Origin of the sequence: Gordonia sp. ALPHA1B1, from assembly GCF_005502615.1 — a bacterium.
In the GTDB taxonomy this organism is placed as follows: domain Bacteria; phylum Actinomycetota; class Actinomycetes; order Mycobacteriales; family Mycobacteriaceae; genus Gordonia; species Gordonia hongkongensis.
Genome location: NZ_SCOC01000012.1, coordinates 98,678 through 113,397, shown reverse-complemented (window position 1 = coordinate 113,397; position 14,720 = coordinate 98,678). Strand labels below are relative to the sequence as shown.

The following is a 14,720-nucleotide window of genomic DNA, read 5'->3' as shown; positions in this document are numbered from 1 at the left end:
GACCATAGCCGCCGAACCCGGAGCGGCCCGGTCTGTCGTTCGGATGGCCGGTCGCGGGTCCGCGCGTCAGTCCCGGTCGCGCCCGGGCGAGGACGCGTGCGCCCAGAAGCGCTTGGGGATCCGGCCGGCGCGCGCGGCCAGTCGGCCCCCGGCCACCGCGTGCCGCATCGCCGTCGCCATCAGTTCGGGGTTCTCCGCCCGGGTCACCGCCGTGGCCAGAAGCACACCGTCGCAACCGAGTTCCATCGCCAGGGCCGCGTCGCTCGCCGTCCCGATGCCCGCGTCGAGAATGACCGGCAGCGGGTCGTCGAAGCGGGTGTGGCAGTCGTCGACGATCATCTCGATGTTGTGCGGGTTGAGGATTCCGAGTCCGGTCCCGATGGGCGATCCGAGGGGCATCACCGCCGCCACCCCGAGATCGGCGAGGCGCGCGGCCAGGACCGGATCGTCGTTGGTGTAGGCCAGCACGACGAAACCATCGGCCACCAGTGCGGCCGCGGCGTCGACGAGTTCGATGGCGTCGGGCATCAGGGTGCGTTCGTCCGCGACCACCTCGAGCTTCACCCAGTCGGTCTCGAACGCCTCGCGCGCCAGCTGGGCGGTCAGGACGGCCTCGGCGGTGGTGTGACAGCCCGCGGTGTTGGGCAGGACGGCGATGTCGAGCCGGCGCAGCAGATCGAAGACCCCGGTGCCCGAGGCCGCGTCGACGCGCCGAACCGCGACGGTGGTCAGCTCGGTCCCCGACGCGACCAGCGCGCGTTCCAGGGTCGCGAGATTCGACGCGCCGCCGGTGCCGGTGATGAGTCGCGACGAGAAGTCGCGACCGGCGATGCGCAGATGGTCCGCATCCGGGATCGTCTCGTCGCCGGACTTCTGCTCGGTCCGCGAGGCGTCGGGCTTCAGATCGGCGAGGTCAGCCACCCTGCACCGCCGTGACGATCTCGACGACGGCGCCGTCGGTCATGGTGTGCCGGTCCCAGCGGCCGCGCGGGACGACCGCGCCGTCCACCGCGACCGCGATCCCCCGGTCCGGCAACCCCAGCCCCATGACGACGTCGCGCACCGACGTGTCGGCGCCGACGTCGACGCTCTTGCCGTTGACGGTGATGTTCGCGCTGATGCTCATTCCTCTGCTCCTTCCAGAATCGACAGCACGCGGGCGGCGGTGCCCGGGGCGAGGACGATCCCGTTGCGCCCGTGCCCGGTCGCCACGACCGTTCGTGTGTCCACACGGGTGACGATCGGCAATCCGTCCGCGGTGCACGGCCGCAGACCGGCCCCCGCTTCGGTCAGTTCGTAGGTCCGCAGCCCGGGGAAGACCTCGATCGCGTCGGCGAGCAGATCCGCGACCCCACCGGCTTGCGGCGCGCGGTCGGCCGTCCCCTCGGCCTCGTACTGGGTGGCGCCGACGACGACTCCGTCCTCGCGCGGCACCAGGTACACGGCCCGCCCGTGGAGGCGTGCCCGGACGACGTGGCCGGGCGGCGGCACCGACCAGCGCGTGCGGCGCAGGCGGAGGATCTCCCCCTTCGCCGCATGCAGGTCCACGTCCGGCCAGAGGGCCGCGGTGCCGAGTCCGGCGGCGAGCAGGATCTGGGTGTCGGAACCGAGGTCGTCGAGATCGGCCAGGGATTCGACGCGCGCGGAGACCAACTCGGCACCCGCCGACGTCGCGGCGGCGCGCAACGCCTCGAGCAGCCGCCGGTTGTCGACGGACCACTCGCCGACCGCGCGGTAGCCACCGACCAGTCGAGAGCTCAGCGACGGTTCCAGGGTCCGGATGTCGCGGCCGGTCACCGACTGCAGCGCGGCATCGGTGGCGGGCTGCCCGGCCCAGACGAAATCGGCGAGATGCCGCAGGTACTCGATGTCGGTGGCCGAGGCCGCGACGAACAGCGAGTCGGTGGCGGTGACGACACCCGGGTCGTCGAGCCGCTTCACGAGCGCCGGCCACAGCCGGACCGATTCGACCGAGAGGGCCAGGGACGCGTCCTCGCCGGGATGACCCTCGCCGAGTGAACCGAGCATGCCGCCGGCGACCCAGGACGCGCGCTCGTCGGTGCCGGCGTCGAGGACGCGAACCCGCCATCCGGCGTCGGCCGCGGTGAGCGCACAGGTCAGCCCGATGACACCGCCCCCGACGACCGTCAGGGCGCGGTGGGCAGGGCGCTGCGGTGGGGAGTCCACGCTGGGAATCACCTCCCTTCGCCGGAATGACCCGGATCAGGTTCGACGGTCAGCGGAATCTGTCCGCACTCTCAGCCCGGCCGATCCGGACTCCCGTGTGTTCGTGCGATCCACCCTACGCCGGGGCGTCGGGGGTCCGGTTAGCCTGGTCGGCGTGACGACCCCGAACCGCACCAGCTCCGCGTCGACGGACCCCGGCTCCGCGACGGACCGTCGCCGGCGGCTCTCCACGGCCCGCCTGTACCTGTGCACCGACGCCCGGCGCGAACGCGGTGATCTGCTCGACTTCGTCGACGCGGCGCTCGCGGGCGGCGTCGACATCGTGCAGCTGCGCGACAAGAACTCGCCGGGTGAGCGCGAGTTCGGGACCCTGGAGGCGGGCGAGGAACTCGAGATCCTCGCGGGCATGCGGACGGTCGCCGACGCGCACGGTGCCCTGCTGGCGGTCAACGACCGCGCCGACGTCGCGGCGCTTTCCGGGGCCGATGTCCTGCACGTCGGACAGGGCGACCTGTCGCCGTCGGCGGCCCGCCGGATCGTCGGACCGGACGTCGTCATCGGCGCCTCGACCCACGACCCCGAGCAGGCTGCCGCCGCGATCGCCGACGACGACGTCGACTACTTCTGCGTCGGTCCGTGCTGGACCACCCCCACCAAACCGGGCCGCGCCGCAGCCGGCCTCGACCTCGTGTCCTCAACGGCCGCAACACAATCAGCCAAGCCGTGGTTCGCCATCGGCGGTATCGACGCCGGCCGCGTCGGGGAGGTCACCGCGCTCGGGGCGCGGCGCATCGTCGTCGTGCGGGCCATCACCGCGGCCGCCGACCCGACCGCCGCAGCCACCGAGCTCGCCGGGATGCTCTAGCGGTTCGCCTCGCGGAAACACGTTTGCCCGGTCGGTGTCGCGGGTCTATGGTGGACCGATCATGTTGTGCATCATGAGCGTTCTCGTAACCCGCCGCAGCGGGGTCTGAATCTGACCGACCCCCCGCTGCGGGTCGGTTGCGCTCTCCAGTCGGTCATCCGTTCTTCGACCGAAATCGGTTTTCGAGATGCACCCTCTTCATCTACCTCGTCGATCCTGTTCGTGGACCGAGCGCGACGACCGGCACGACGGCGACCACTTCGCCGCACGTTTCGGCCGCCCGCTTCCCCTTGGGATGCACGAGGAGGCCGCCGGGATGACCTGGCAGCAATTCACCGACGAGTACTCCCGTGGCGGCACGATCCGGCTGGGCTCCTTCTCTGCCGTCCCGTGCTCGGGCGACCTGGTCGAGTGCCGCGCGACGCTCGCGATCGCCGACCGCATCATGTCCCGCAGCGCCGTCGCCGCCGGCCCCGTCGGTGCGATGACCTCGATCCTGTACGACGTCGGCGCCCCGGTTCAGATCGTCCGGCTGCACCAGCGGGTCGTCGACGGCCTGGTCACGACGTTCCTGCTGTGCGAGCACGACGGCCGGCAGGCCTGGGCCGTCGGTGAGGGCGCGAGCAGCGACGAGGCGAACGTCCACGCGCTGGTCGCCGGGGCGAACCGACTGCTCGAGTCCGACCGCGCCGGGGTGTGAGGGCTCAGCTCTGGGGATCCAACATCGCGATCCGCTCGCGGAGAACGGGCCACGCGAGTCCGAACGCGGGATGCAGCGGGAGTTGATCGACGCGCTTCTCGTCGACCCATCGCAGTTCCGTGGATTCGAAGTTGGCGACCGTGCGGACCGGCGAGTCCGTCTCGGCGATGACCGTCGTGTAGGTCCATCCGCCGGGCGCCTCGAGGGTGACGACCGCGGCGACGACGCGCAGGTCGTCGGCGGTGATCCCGGCTTCTTCCTCGGCCTCGCGGATCGCGGTGTCGATGGCACCCTCATGCGAGTCGCGGGCCCCGCCGGGTAGCGCCCACGTGCCGCCCTGGTGCGACCACGCGGCGCGGTGTTGGAGGAGCACCCCGGTCGATCCGTCCGGCAGCGGCGCCCGCAGCAGCAGACCTGCCGCGCCGTGGATACCCCAGTATCGAGAACCGTCGGGATCGATCACCCAGCCGTCGCCGTCGCCGCGCACCACGCCTCCTCGCAACCCGGTCGCCCCGACCGGGTGCCTCCACCGTAAGTGAGATGCGCAACACCTGCCAGGGAGACTCCGAAGCCCTCTCATCGCGGCTCGGAACCACGAGGTGCCATCGACGAGCACCTGGCACGCGCGAACCGCCGAGGTCGGCGGCGCGGCGCCGGTCGACTCGGGAGGAACCCGGCACGATGACATAGGGTGAAACACGCACGACCCGGTGAACGATGACCCAGATGACACAACCCCTGACGTTGATCGCCCGGTCACGCGAATCCGGAACGGGGAACCGGTGACCGTAGGACCGCACCGGAGACGATCCAGCGTTTGAGAAGGGATCAGGTAGGTGACCGGCGACGCGTCCTCCGTGCGGACGGCGCTGACGCGTGGCGGTCGCACGATCCGTCCGGCACAGGCCTCACCCCCGATCCGCCAGGTGCTCGCCGACCGACGCGAACTCGTCGCCACCGCTCGGGAACGCGCCCAGTCCCCGTTCCAGACCCTGCGCCATTTCGCGGTCACGACCCCCGGCAAGCTGATCATCATCTGCGGAATCCTGGCGCTCGGCTGTCTGAGCACCGGCCTGTACGCCTCGACGGTCCTGGAGGACCGCACCCAGACCCTGCAGCGCCTCATCGATCGGACCGAACCGCTCGCCGAGGCCGCGCAGGTTCTCTACAGCTCGCTGTCGATCGCCGATGCGTCGGCGAACGCGGCCTTCATCTCCGGCGGACTGGAGACCCCCGATCTGCGGCAGCGCTACTCCGACGCGCTGGCGACGGCGTCGTCGTCGCTGATCCTGGCCACCGGTACCTCCAGCGAACCCGGTTCCGGCATGGTGTCGGACCGGGCCGAGCAGGCGGTCAGCGCCGATCTCGAGACCCTGTCCACCTCGATCCCGGTCTACAGCGGACTCATCGAGACGGCGCGGACGAACAACCGGCTCGGCAACCCGGTGGGATCGGCGTATCTCGGCCAGGCGTCGTCGATGATGCAGGACCAGATCCTCCCGGCCGCCCAGCGCCTCTACGAACGGCGATCGATGGCCATCGCCGACCCCCAGCAGACCCTCACCCGTCCACCCTGGACCGTGTATGCGCCGCTCCTGTTCCTGCTCGCCGCGCTTGTCCTGACGTCGCGCTACCTGGCGCGGCGGACCCGGCGGCGGTTCAACATCGGCATCGTGGCGGCCATCTTCGCCCTCAGCGTCGGGACCCTGTGGTTGCTCGCCTCCGGTCTGATGTCGGTGGCCGCCACCAGCGATGCCCGCACCGAGGGCGCCGACCCGCTCCGCGACCTGACCGCCGCCCGGATCCTCACCCAGCAGGCGCGGTCGGCCGAGACGCTCTCGCTCATCCGCCGCGGTGATCAGGGCGGTCTCGAGCGCAGCTTCTCCGCGGCGACCAGCGAGATCGGCAACATCGTCGACGACGTCCGCGAGGGCACCGAAGACGGCGACAGCGCGGTCACCGGCGAACAACTGGACACGGTCACGGCGGCGCTGACCGAGTGGCGCCGCACCGACGCCGCGGTCCGCCGCTACATCCAGACCGGCAACTTCGGTCTCGCGCGCCTGCACACCGTCGGCGACGGACCGGACAGTTCGGCCCGCGCCTACACCGCGGTGGACACCGCGCTGGTCGATGCGATCACGACTGCCCGGAACTCCTTCCGGGACGACATCAACACCGCGCAACGGGTCCTCGGGTTCACCGGCACCGGCATCCTGCTGCTCACCGTCTTCGCCGGCGTCGCGGTCGTGGGCGGTCTCATCCCGCGCATCCGGGAGTACCGATGACCGTCCCCTCGCCTCGCCGCCTGCTGACCGTCGTGGTCCTGCTCGCGCTCACCGGCCTCGTCGCCACCGGCTGCGTGCGTTTCCCCGCACCCGACTCACCCCCACCGACGGCGACCGCCGGGCAACCGATGCTGCCCGGCGTCCAGTTCGACGTGCCCGTCGAACCGCCGCCGAGTTCCGAGGCCTGCAACGCGACCCTGACCCTGCGGCCGCCCGCCCAGATGCCGCCGCCTGCTCAGATGCCGATCAATTCGACGATGGCCGGCATCCTCGAGCGGGGCCGGCTCATCGTCGGGCTCGACATCGGGTCCAACCTGTTCAGCTTCCGCGATCCGATCACCGGCGACATCCAGGGCTTCGACGTCGACATCGCGCACGAGATCGCCGGCGCCATCTTCGGCGACGACCGCCGCGTCGAGTTCCAGGTGCTGAGCTCGGCGCAGCGGATCGACGCCCTGCGGGACATGACGGTCGATCTGGTGATCAAGACGATGAGCATCACCTGCGACCGGTTGCGCGACATCAGTTTCTCGGCTCCTTATTACGTCGCGTCCCAGCGCATCCTGTCGTTCCGGAACTCGAACGTGACCGGTCCGGCGCAGCTCGCCGACAAGCGGGTCTGCGCCGCGCGCGGGACCACCTCGATCGGTCGTATCCAGGCCATCCAGCCCCGAGCCAAGATCGTCAGCACGACGACCTGGGCCGATTGTCTGGTCCTGATGCAGCAGGGTCAGATCGACGCGGCGACCACCGACGACGCGATCCTCGCCGGTCTCGCCGCGCAGGATCCGTGGTTGCGGGTCGTCGGCCCCAGCCTCGGCGAGGAGTTCTACGGCGTCGGGATTCCCAAGGGCCAGGACGACATGATCCGGTTCGTCAACGGCGTGCTCGAGCGCATCCGGGTGACCGGCCGCTGGCAGGAGATCCGGGACCGGTGGCTGTCCATCCTCGACAGTGGGTACGGCGCTCCCCAGCCGTATTACCGGGACTGATGCCCATGGACGACGCGGCCCGGAACGATCACGACACAGACGACGTCCCCCACGGCGAACGGGGCGACGACCTCGGCACCCAGCGGGTCTCGCTCGACGCCCTGCTCGGCGACGACGACGCCGACCTCGACGGTCCCGGCCCGGGCGGTGGCCGTCCCGGTGGTGAGGACGCGGAGACGACCGCGAAGGTGGTCGACGTCGGCACCCAGCGGGCCGACCTGGCGGCGCTGACCGAGGGCCCCGACGACATGGACGACACCACCGACCCCCGGCCCGGCCGACGCACCGACCCGGATGTCGGAACCCAGGCCGTCGCACCGGTGTTCACCGTGGGGGTCGACCCCGACGACCGGACCGACCGCGTCGAACGGCAACCTCCCGCCGTGCCCCTTCCGGAACCCGACTCCGGTCCGCTCGGTCGGCGTCTGGTTCCGCGGCGTCGGCCGCCGGTGCACGAGCGACGGCTCGGCAGCGGCCTGGTCGAGATGCCGAAGATCACCGACATCGAGCCCGAGGACGCCGTCATCGACGACCCGGTGATCGCCGACAGCAAGCGGTTCTGCTGGCGCTGCGGCAAACCCGTCGGTCGAGCCGAGGGCGAGGGCGCCGGTCCCCCGACCGGCGACTGCGGCAACTGCGGCGCCCGGTACTCCTTCGTCCCGGGACTGGCTCCCGGAACATTGGTCGCCGACCAGTACGAGATCGCCGGCGCCATCGCCCACGGCGGCCTCGGTTGGATCTACCTGGCCATCGACCGCAACGTGAGCGACCGGCCCGTCGTCCTCAAAGGCCTGCTGAATTCCTCGGATTCGGAGGCGCAGCGCGTCGCGGTCGCGGAACGGCAGTTCCTGGCCTCGGTCAACCATCCCGGGATCGTCAAGATCTACAATTTCGTCGAGCACGTCGACGACGATGACCGCTTCGGTTACATCGTGATGGAGTACATCGGCGGCCAGACGCTCAAACAGATCACCGCGGGCGATCCGGACAACTCCCTGCTGTCGGTGGAGCAGGGCCTGGCCTACATTTTGGAAGTGCTTCTCGCCGTGGGCTATCTGCACTCGGTCGGCCTGGTCTACAACGACGTCAAACCCGAGAACATCATGGTCGGCAGCGACGAGGTGAAGCTGATCGACCTCGGCGCCGTCTCGCCTATCAACGGCTACGGGCACCTCTACGGCACGCCCGGGTTCCAGGCACCGGAGATCGTGAAGACCGGACCGCAGATCGCGACCGACATCTACAGCATCGGGCGCACTCTCGCGGTCCTGACCGTGCCGATGGAGATGCGGAACGGACGCTACGTCGACGGTCTGCCCGCCGCGTCAAAAACGCCTGTCTTCCGCAACAATCCGTCGTACTACCGCCTCCTGCAACGCGCCACCGCCCCCGACCCGGCCGATCGGTTTGTCTCCGCGGAGGAGATGAGCACCCAGGTGCTGAACGTGTTGCGCGAGACGGTCGCCGTGCACACGGGGGTCCCGCGGCCCGCGCTGTCCACGGTCTTCACGCCGCAGCGCTCGACGTTCGGCACCGACCTGATGCTCGCGCCGGTCGACGGCTTCTTCGACCCCGATCAGGCGGCGTTCTACGATCCGGTCGACATCGCCAACGCTCTGCCCGTCCCGCTGGTCAACCCCCTCGACCCGGCGGCGAGTCTGCTCACCTCGGCGGCGCTGTCGGACCCGCGACAGACCCTGGATTCCATCAACACCGCCCGGGCAGAGGGTTTCGCCTCACTCTTCGGCGGCCGGCCGGTCAAGAACGCCCACCCGTCGCGAGAGATCGACCTCGCCGAGGCCCGCGCGCATCTGCAGCTCGACGACGTCGACACCGCGCTCGCCCTTCTCCAGGAAGTCCGCGCCCACCACGGCGATTCGTGGCGGGTCGAGTGGTACATGGGCATCTGCGCGTTGATGAACGACGAACCCGAACTGGCCTATGAACGCTTCGACGAGGTCCTCGGCGCGATGCCGGGCGAGGTCGCGCCCAAGCTCGCCGTCGCCGGGACGGCCGAACTCATCGGCCGCTGGCTCGCCGACGAGAAGGGCCCCGCGAAGTCCGCGGAGAAGATCGCCAAACTGTATGACGTAGCGCAGCACCATTATCACGATCTGTGGTTGACCGATCACAGCATCGTGACCGCCGCGTTCGGTCTGGCCCGGCTCGCCGTGGCGGCGGGCGACATCGACGCCGCGATCCAGCCGCTCGACGAGGTGCCGGCGACGAGTCGCCACTTCAACACGGCGCGTGCGACGGCGATCATCGCGCTCGTGCACGGGCGACCCACCTCGCAGGTGACCCGCGAGCAGATCGTCGAGGCCGCACGACGTCTCGAGCAGATCCCGGACACCGAACCGCGCAAGGCCCGGATGCTGCTCATCGTGCTGGGCACCGCACTGGGCTGGATCCACGACAATCCCGACGATGCCAAGCAGGACAACGAGCCCTCGACGCTGCTCGGCTTCCCGTTCACCGAGTACGGCATTCGCACCGGCACCGAACGTTCGCTGCGCCAGCTGGCCCGCCTGACCCGCACCAACCGGGACCACCGGTTCATGCTCGTCGACCTCGCCAACTACGTCCGGCCGAATACGTTGTTCTAGGGCTGTCCGAAGAACGTCCCTGCTGCGTTGCGCACGAGCGGGTCTTCGCCCAGGAGCTCCGCGAGGTGGGCCTCGACCGGTGACGGACGGGTGCTGCGACGCACGCGCAGTGGCGGTCGGACGTCGATGACGTGGCTGGTTTTCAGCCATGAGCGGCGCGCTCGATCGTCGGGCCCCCTGCTCCCTGCGGAGCTTGCGGAAGGCGCGTCAGCCCGGTTCCCTGAGGAGCGCCCGGAGCTTGCGGAGGGCGCGTCACCCCTGCTCCCTGAGGAGCGCCCGGAGCTTGCGGAGAGCGCGTCACCCCTGCTCCCTGAGGAGCGCCCGGAGCTTGCGGAGGGCGCGTCACGAAGGGTCCGGCGACCGAGCCCGCGAAACCCTCGGGGTGGTGGCCCGTGAATCTCGTCGCGCACGGTGTTCAGGTGTGTCGTGAACCGCCGCGGTATGTCGGGTCGGCGGTTCAGGCGACCGGGATTGGGTGGGGCGCCGGGTTCGGCGTTCAATCGCCAGACGCAGCGGCCTTCATCAGGTCCAGAGCGCTCGATGTGCGTGGTGTACTGGCCGGGCTGGTCACCGACCATCCGGTTGTGGCGCGGACACGCGGGGGCGAGGTCGTCAATGTCGGTGAGACCGCCCTTGGCCCAGTCTCGTTCGGCGTGATGAAGCTCGACGTGGGTGGCGGGCTGATCGCACCCGGGTGCCGAACACACTTCCCCGTCGGGACGGGCGAAAGAGACGAGGCGCTGTTCGCGGGTGGCCAGACGTTTGCCCCGTCCGAAGTGCAGCGGCACAGTGGTGGCGTCTTTGAAGATCGCCAACCACGGTTGGACGTCACCGGCCATCGCGATCAAGTCCCGGATGGGCAGCAGGGTTCCCGTGGCGGTGGTCGCCAGTCCGGCTTCGCGGATCAGGTCCCCGAGGTCGGCTTTGATGATCAGTTGCACGGGCAGGCCGCGGTGCGAGGTGCCGAGTGTTCCGTCGGCGAATCCGGCGGCGAATGCGGCGTCGAGTGCGTCGTGATTGGTCTGGGCGAGGGTGCGGCCGTCGCGGTCGGCTGCGGCGGTCAGGGCGTCGGGGTCGGCGGTGCCGGCCGGGCCTTGGGGTGAGGCGGGGTCATCGGGGTTGTTGAGTCCGGGTTTGCCCCACACCGCGAACATCATGGTCAGTCGGGCGGCGAGTGCGGGTGTCAGGGTGCCCGATATCTTGGCGGTGCCATCGGCTCGTTGCCGGCCGATCCACAGGCCGCGGCGCCTTTTCTGGTCGGTGTCGTCGGCCAGGGTTCCGTCGGGATCGAGGTGGGCAAGCAGCCGCGAGCCGAGCTGGGTGATCTCGGCAGGCGTGTGAGCTTCGGCGATCTCGGCCATCTGTCGCTCGGCGGCGACCTTGATGTCGTGTTCGACAGCATGCGGGATCTGGTCGAGGACGTCGATGGCGGCCTGGACGTGCCCGGTTCCCACGGCACCCTTGGCGAAAGCCTCTGCCAGCGTGGGGTGTTCAGGTTCGAGACGGTCGCCGTTGAGGCAAGTCAGCGCGGCGGTGGCGTTCAGCTGCTTGCGTCGACGCAGCGGGTTGGAGATCCGCAGCCGGTGGGTCATGAACTGCATGAGAGTGCGGCAGCCGGTCTTGCGGGGTAGATCGCGAGCCTCGACCTCAGCGATCTGTCGGTCGCCGGCGTAAGTGGTTCGAGCGATGGCGCATTCGGTCGCGGCGGCGACTTCCATCAGCTCTTCGTCGGTGCATGGGGACAAGTCGACGGTCTGCAGTTTGTCGAGGGTCGCGTGCAGCTCGGCCACCAGCTCGACGGCGCGCGGTTGCGGCGTAGCGGATTCGTCAGACATGGTCACCCCCCGGAGACATTTGCGCGAATACATGTTCGAGTGTAGCTGCTATGCCTCTGGTGCGCAATGCTTTTCGTGGTCAAGTCGCAGAGCGCATCCTGTCGGTGGCGCGTGGTAGGGGCACGACACTTCGTCTCGAACCATCCTGGCACTTGTCCGATCGCTGCCCGAGCTCAGCGGCCCGCCGCGCTTCCCCGACGCTCGTCCTCCCTTCCGAGCTTTCATGTCAACCTTCGAGTATCTGATGAGTTTCGGACGCAATGTCGACGCCTGAGGCGTCCATGGTCCACGTAAATCTGCTGTGCTGCACCATTATTCCGAATCCGTGATCGGCGACCACCCGCAAACCAACAAACTTGCGTCATCACCGCTGATGGCTGTCTCGTTCATAGGACAAACACCATGCCAATACTGACACCGCCCTCGAAACCACCTTCGGTCATGAGTATTACGGCACGCTCATCGATGCCGTCGTCGGCGGGAGGTCGGTAGCTCTAGGGCCGCGATCGTCGTCAGCACAGAGACCACCAAATCCGGTTCCTGGTCCTGATAGCCGACCCGGCCGGTTGGTACACCGAGGACACCGAGAACGCACTGGTGACCCCGGCGACCGACGAGGTCGTCGTGGCCCCTCGCAGTTGGCCGGTCTGACCCAGGCCTCCGACGAGGCTGTCGCCGACACCGATCCGGCAGTGCCCGAGATGATCGGCAGCGCTCGCCCGTTACATCGCGAAGAGATCGACGGGGCGTTCTTCGGCGACACCGTGACCATGGTCATCCACCCGTTGATCTCGGGCGGGTGACCATGGTCATCCACCCGTTGATCTCGGGCGTCCCCGCCCAGCGGTCGCTATTCGCACAACTACTCGCACGTCTGAGCTTCGCGTCAACAGAGGCGGACCGATGCCCAGCGGACCCGGCATGCCACCGACCCGGCGATGAACCGATGACCGAAGAACGAGCCGCCCGAGGCTCTGGATGCCCGTACACGGAGCGGCTCACGATCGCACGAAGGGGTAGATTCCCTGTGACTATCAGGCACTCAACGGCCGCGTTGGCGACTGTCGCTAGAGGGAGGCACGTGGACGTGATCGTCCGCGATTGGTTACGTAGTGAACGCGGCTGCCTTGCCTGCTGCAGCCTCCTATCAGAAGGTACTGGTAGTCGGCACACCCAACGGCTCTTGACGTGGGGGAGTCCTCAGTCGCTACCCGCTACCCCGTTTCTGCATTCTTTCGGCAACCTACGCTTCGTGTCGAGTGAAAAAATAGCCCCTGACCAGCGGGTACGTCTGACCCGGTGTCCCAAATCACACTTTAACCGCGCGGTGCGTTGCAGATGCCGTCTACCGTCCCAACTCCCACCGTGGATGGCTCCTCGTGCCTGCGTTTCGGATCTGCCCGTTGCGCTTCATCTTGGTGAGTAGATTGGAGATCTTGGTCGCTTTCTGACGGTCATCCAAGGCCTCGCTGAGCTTGTCCTTGATCAAAGAATCGATGTCTTTCCGCGTAGCGCTAGTGAACTTCGTTAGGTAGTCCGTGATCATCTTGGCGTAGTGTTCGTCGTCCTGCGCCCTCGTCCGGATGTACTCCACTTTGCTCGCTGTAGCCGCCGCGACGTTTGCGGCCACATGCAAATTCGGGCGACGGCCCTCGATCAACTTTGCCTGACGTAATCGACGGACTGCATCGTCAGGTAGGGACAGCTTCTTCTGGACTCTGTCAAGTGCAAGAATATCAGTAAATGGCAGGTCCGTATGCATGAGGAGAAGTCGCGTGTAGGCAGTGTCAACCACGCCGCCGTGAATCACGAGCTTCACCGTACTGGGTTGAGAGAGATCGTAATCAGGTAATGGGAGATAGCGTTTCGCCTGGCTGTTGTTCATGCGCCGGATGCCATAACCCATGGTGTCTATCATATTGAGCTCCACCATTGCCTGCACTAAGAACGGATTGCGATACCCGAGCGGCACGCGAGTGCTCTGGACGTAGTCGTCGGGGTGGCCCTCGAAGAAGGACCCAGCGTTCTGAAACAGCAACCGATCGGGATATTCGGTTACAAGAATGCGAGAGTTTCGCGAATAGTCTTGATGTGCAATGCAGTTGTGGAGAGCCTCCAAGACGGATTGCTGGTCATATTTTGAAACCTCCTCGGGTAGAAGCTGATCCTCGGGCAGCAACCGTATTCGAATGTTTCGAATTCGCTGGAACAGCTCAGTGGTGTTCAGCAAGAAGGGAGGACTGAAATGCTCATAGGCACTCTCCTGGCCAATGAGGTTCCAAGTCATCTGTGCCGGATTTGGCGATAGTCGCCACGCGGACTCGGAGGTCCCCAGGAGGAGTAGTGCGGCACGCGTCATCTGCCCGTTGATGGTGAGTCGCGCTCTGTCTAAGAGCGTTTCGATGGGCCAGTCAGTGACATCGACGCCTCGGGATCGATTAGTGAATTTCTTCTCGATAGCCTCGCGCGCCCTACTCAGGGCGGCGGGATCGAGATCGGCGAGCGTCGCGTCCGGCACTACTACAGCAGACCAGTCCTCGAGAGTCTGTCCGCGAATCTCGTCTAGCTTATCCAGTGCAAGTGACGTCAGACTCTCGCCAGCTCGCGCATAGTAGTGGCCGTTCCAAGCGATAGGAATACCACGAGGCGCAGCTGGTATCTCCATGAGCAGCACGCGCCCTGAGGGATGGTCTAGTTCGTGGATCTCGCGGAACGTTGAGCTAGGTTCAGTGCCGTTTGCGATCTGCATCTTCAAGCTCTGTAGCCGATCACGTTCTGGCCTATAGACGGTGCCAACCACCTCACGCGTGCGGTTACTTACGCCGAATACCAACCATCCTGCTGCCTCTCCCCGCAGGTTGGCTTCGTTAGAAAGAGCAGAGAAGTACTCCCCGATCTTGCTAGTGGAGAATCCATCACCGGCCTCCTTGAACTCAACTACTTCGTTCTCCCAGCCGACCAATAGGCGGCCAAGGAGGGACGTGAGATAGTCGTCGGGTGGCTGGTTAGTCATCCCCGAATACTACTTCGCTCCCGACTCATGACGTCGTCGCCGCAGCGAGCAGGGTTGTAAATGGGAACGGCCGAGTAGGCGGCGAACGATGCCGACCACCCCCACTCACTGGCACTCACGTAACTTCCGGAGCGCGCATCAACTCGCCAGACAGAACAGGACACCACCCAATCCCAAGCAGGGGTACCCCCCCGGTGCGCTTGTTCAAAGACCCGGCGCAAGTATCCCTACAGC

General features: G+C 67.5%; 12 protein-coding genes and 1 riboswitch. Of the genes, 6 read left to right on the top strand and 6 right to left on the bottom strand.

All coding sequences use genetic code 11. The annotated features are described in order from the left end of the window. Positions 1-66: 66 nt before the first annotated feature. From FFS52_RS10645 to thiO, 3 genes are all read right to left on the bottom strand, one after another. Complete coding sequence (locus tag FFS52_RS10645; RefSeq protein WP_068970961.1) at positions 67-855, bottom strand: thiazole synthase; 789 nt, start codon at positions 853-855, stop codon at positions 67-69. Between the two features lie 58 nt (positions 856-913). After that, on the bottom strand, positions 914-1,126 hold the full coding sequence (gene thiS / locus FFS52_RS10640) for a sulfur carrier protein ThiS (protein ID WP_137809663.1): 213 nt from the start codon (positions 1,124-1,126) through the stop codon (positions 914-916). Beyond that, on the bottom strand, positions 1,123-2,187 hold the full coding sequence (gene thiO / locus FFS52_RS10635) for a glycine oxidase ThiO (protein WP_137809662.1): 1,065 nt from the start codon (positions 2,185-2,187) through the stop codon (positions 1,123-1,125). The genes thiS and thiO overlap by 4 nt, the downstream gene beginning before the upstream one ends. After that, a riboswitch (TPP riboswitch) is annotated at positions 2,184-2,293 on the bottom strand. Its footprint overlaps the gene before it by 4 nt. A 48-nt stretch (positions 2,294-2,341) precedes the next feature. On the opposite strand from thiO, the gene thiE reads away from it, so the two are divergent. Both thiE and FFS52_RS10625 read left to right on the top strand, forming a co-directional pair. Further along, positions 2,342-3,052, top strand: coding sequence for a thiamine phosphate synthase (thiE, locus tag FFS52_RS10630; protein WP_137809661.1), 711 nt, complete (start codon positions 2,342-2,344; stop codon positions 3,050-3,052). 316 nt (positions 3,053-3,368) lie between these two features. Continuing rightward, entirely contained in the window at positions 3,369-3,752 is a 384-nt protein-coding gene (locus tag FFS52_RS10625; RefSeq protein WP_137809660.1) for a hypothetical protein, read from the top strand. A 4-nt stretch (positions 3,753-3,756) separates the two neighbouring features. Here FFS52_RS10625 and FFS52_RS10620 read toward each other — a convergent pair whose 3' ends face one another. Beyond that, on the bottom strand, positions 3,757-4,239 hold the full coding sequence (locus tag FFS52_RS10620) for an NUDIX hydrolase (protein ID WP_058249916.1): 483 nt from the start codon (positions 4,237-4,239) through the stop codon (positions 3,757-3,759). Between the two features lie 349 nt (positions 4,240-4,588). On the opposite strand from FFS52_RS10620, the gene FFS52_RS10615 reads away from it, so the two are divergent. Genes FFS52_RS10615 through FFS52_RS10605 form a run of 3 tightly spaced genes read left to right on the top strand, consistent with a single transcriptional unit; the run spans position 4,589 to position 9,638 of the window. Beyond that, positions 4,589-6,040, top strand: coding sequence for a hypothetical protein (locus FFS52_RS10615; RefSeq protein ID WP_058249606.1), 1,452 nt, complete (start codon positions 4,589-4,591; stop codon positions 6,038-6,040). Beyond that, entirely contained in the window at positions 6,037-7,032 is a 996-nt protein-coding gene (locus FFS52_RS10610; RefSeq protein ID WP_078113226.1) for a glutamate ABC transporter substrate-binding protein, read from the top strand. Before FFS52_RS10615 ends, FFS52_RS10610 begins: the two co-directional genes overlap by 4 nt. A gap of 5 nt (positions 7,033-7,037) precedes the next feature. After that, positions 7,038-9,638: a serine/threonine-protein kinase gene (locus tag FFS52_RS10605; protein ID WP_137809697.1), complete on the top strand. Its 2,601-nt coding sequence runs from the start codon at positions 7,038-7,040 to the stop codon at positions 9,636-9,638. On the opposite strand, the gene FFS52_RS10600 is transcribed toward FFS52_RS10605, so the two are convergent. Beyond that, positions 9,635-11,473, bottom strand: coding sequence for an HNH endonuclease signature motif containing protein (locus FFS52_RS10600; RefSeq protein WP_137809659.1), 1,839 nt, complete (start codon positions 11,471-11,473; stop codon positions 9,635-9,637). The two genes, FFS52_RS10605 and FFS52_RS10600, sit on opposite strands and share 4 nt — an antisense overlap. 638 nt (positions 11,474-12,111) lie before the next feature. On the opposite strand from FFS52_RS10600, the gene FFS52_RS23675 reads away from it, so the two are divergent. Then, entirely contained in the window at positions 12,112-12,276 is a 165-nt protein-coding gene (locus FFS52_RS23675) for a hypothetical protein (protein ID WP_171011605.1), read from the top strand. A 542-nt stretch (positions 12,277-12,818) separates the two neighbouring features. Here the strand turns inward: FFS52_RS23675 and FFS52_RS10590 are convergent. Beyond that, a complete protein-coding gene (locus tag FFS52_RS10590; protein WP_137809657.1) occupies positions 12,819-14,486 on the bottom strand; it encodes an RNA-binding domain-containing protein in 1,668 nt (555 codons plus the stop codon). Between the last annotated feature and the right edge of the window lie 234 nt (positions 14,487-14,720).

Bases quoted from the DNA above. Each gene is read 5' to 3' on its own strand.
- thiS (WP_137809663.1), bottom strand. From the start codon at position 1,126: ATGAGCATCAGCGCGAACATCACCGTCAACGGCAAGAGCGTCGACGTC.
- FFS52_RS10600 (WP_137809659.1), bottom strand. From the start codon at position 11,473: ATGTCTGACGAATCCGCTACGCCGCAACCGCGCGCCGTCGAGCTGGTG.
- FFS52_RS10590 (WP_137809657.1), bottom strand. From the start codon at position 14,486: ATGACTAACCAGCCACCCGACGACTATCTCACGTCCCTCCTTGGCCGC.
- FFS52_RS10605 (WP_137809697.1), top strand. From the start codon at position 7,038: ATGGACGACGCGGCCCGGAACGATCACGACACAGACGACGTCCCCCAC.
- FFS52_RS10625 (WP_137809660.1), top strand. From the start codon at position 3,369: ATGACCTGGCAGCAATTCACCGACGAGTACTCCCGTGGCGGCACGATC.
- FFS52_RS10610 (WP_078113226.1), top strand. From the start codon at position 6,037: ATGACCGTCCCCTCGCCTCGCCGCCTGCTGACCGTCGTGGTCCTGCTC.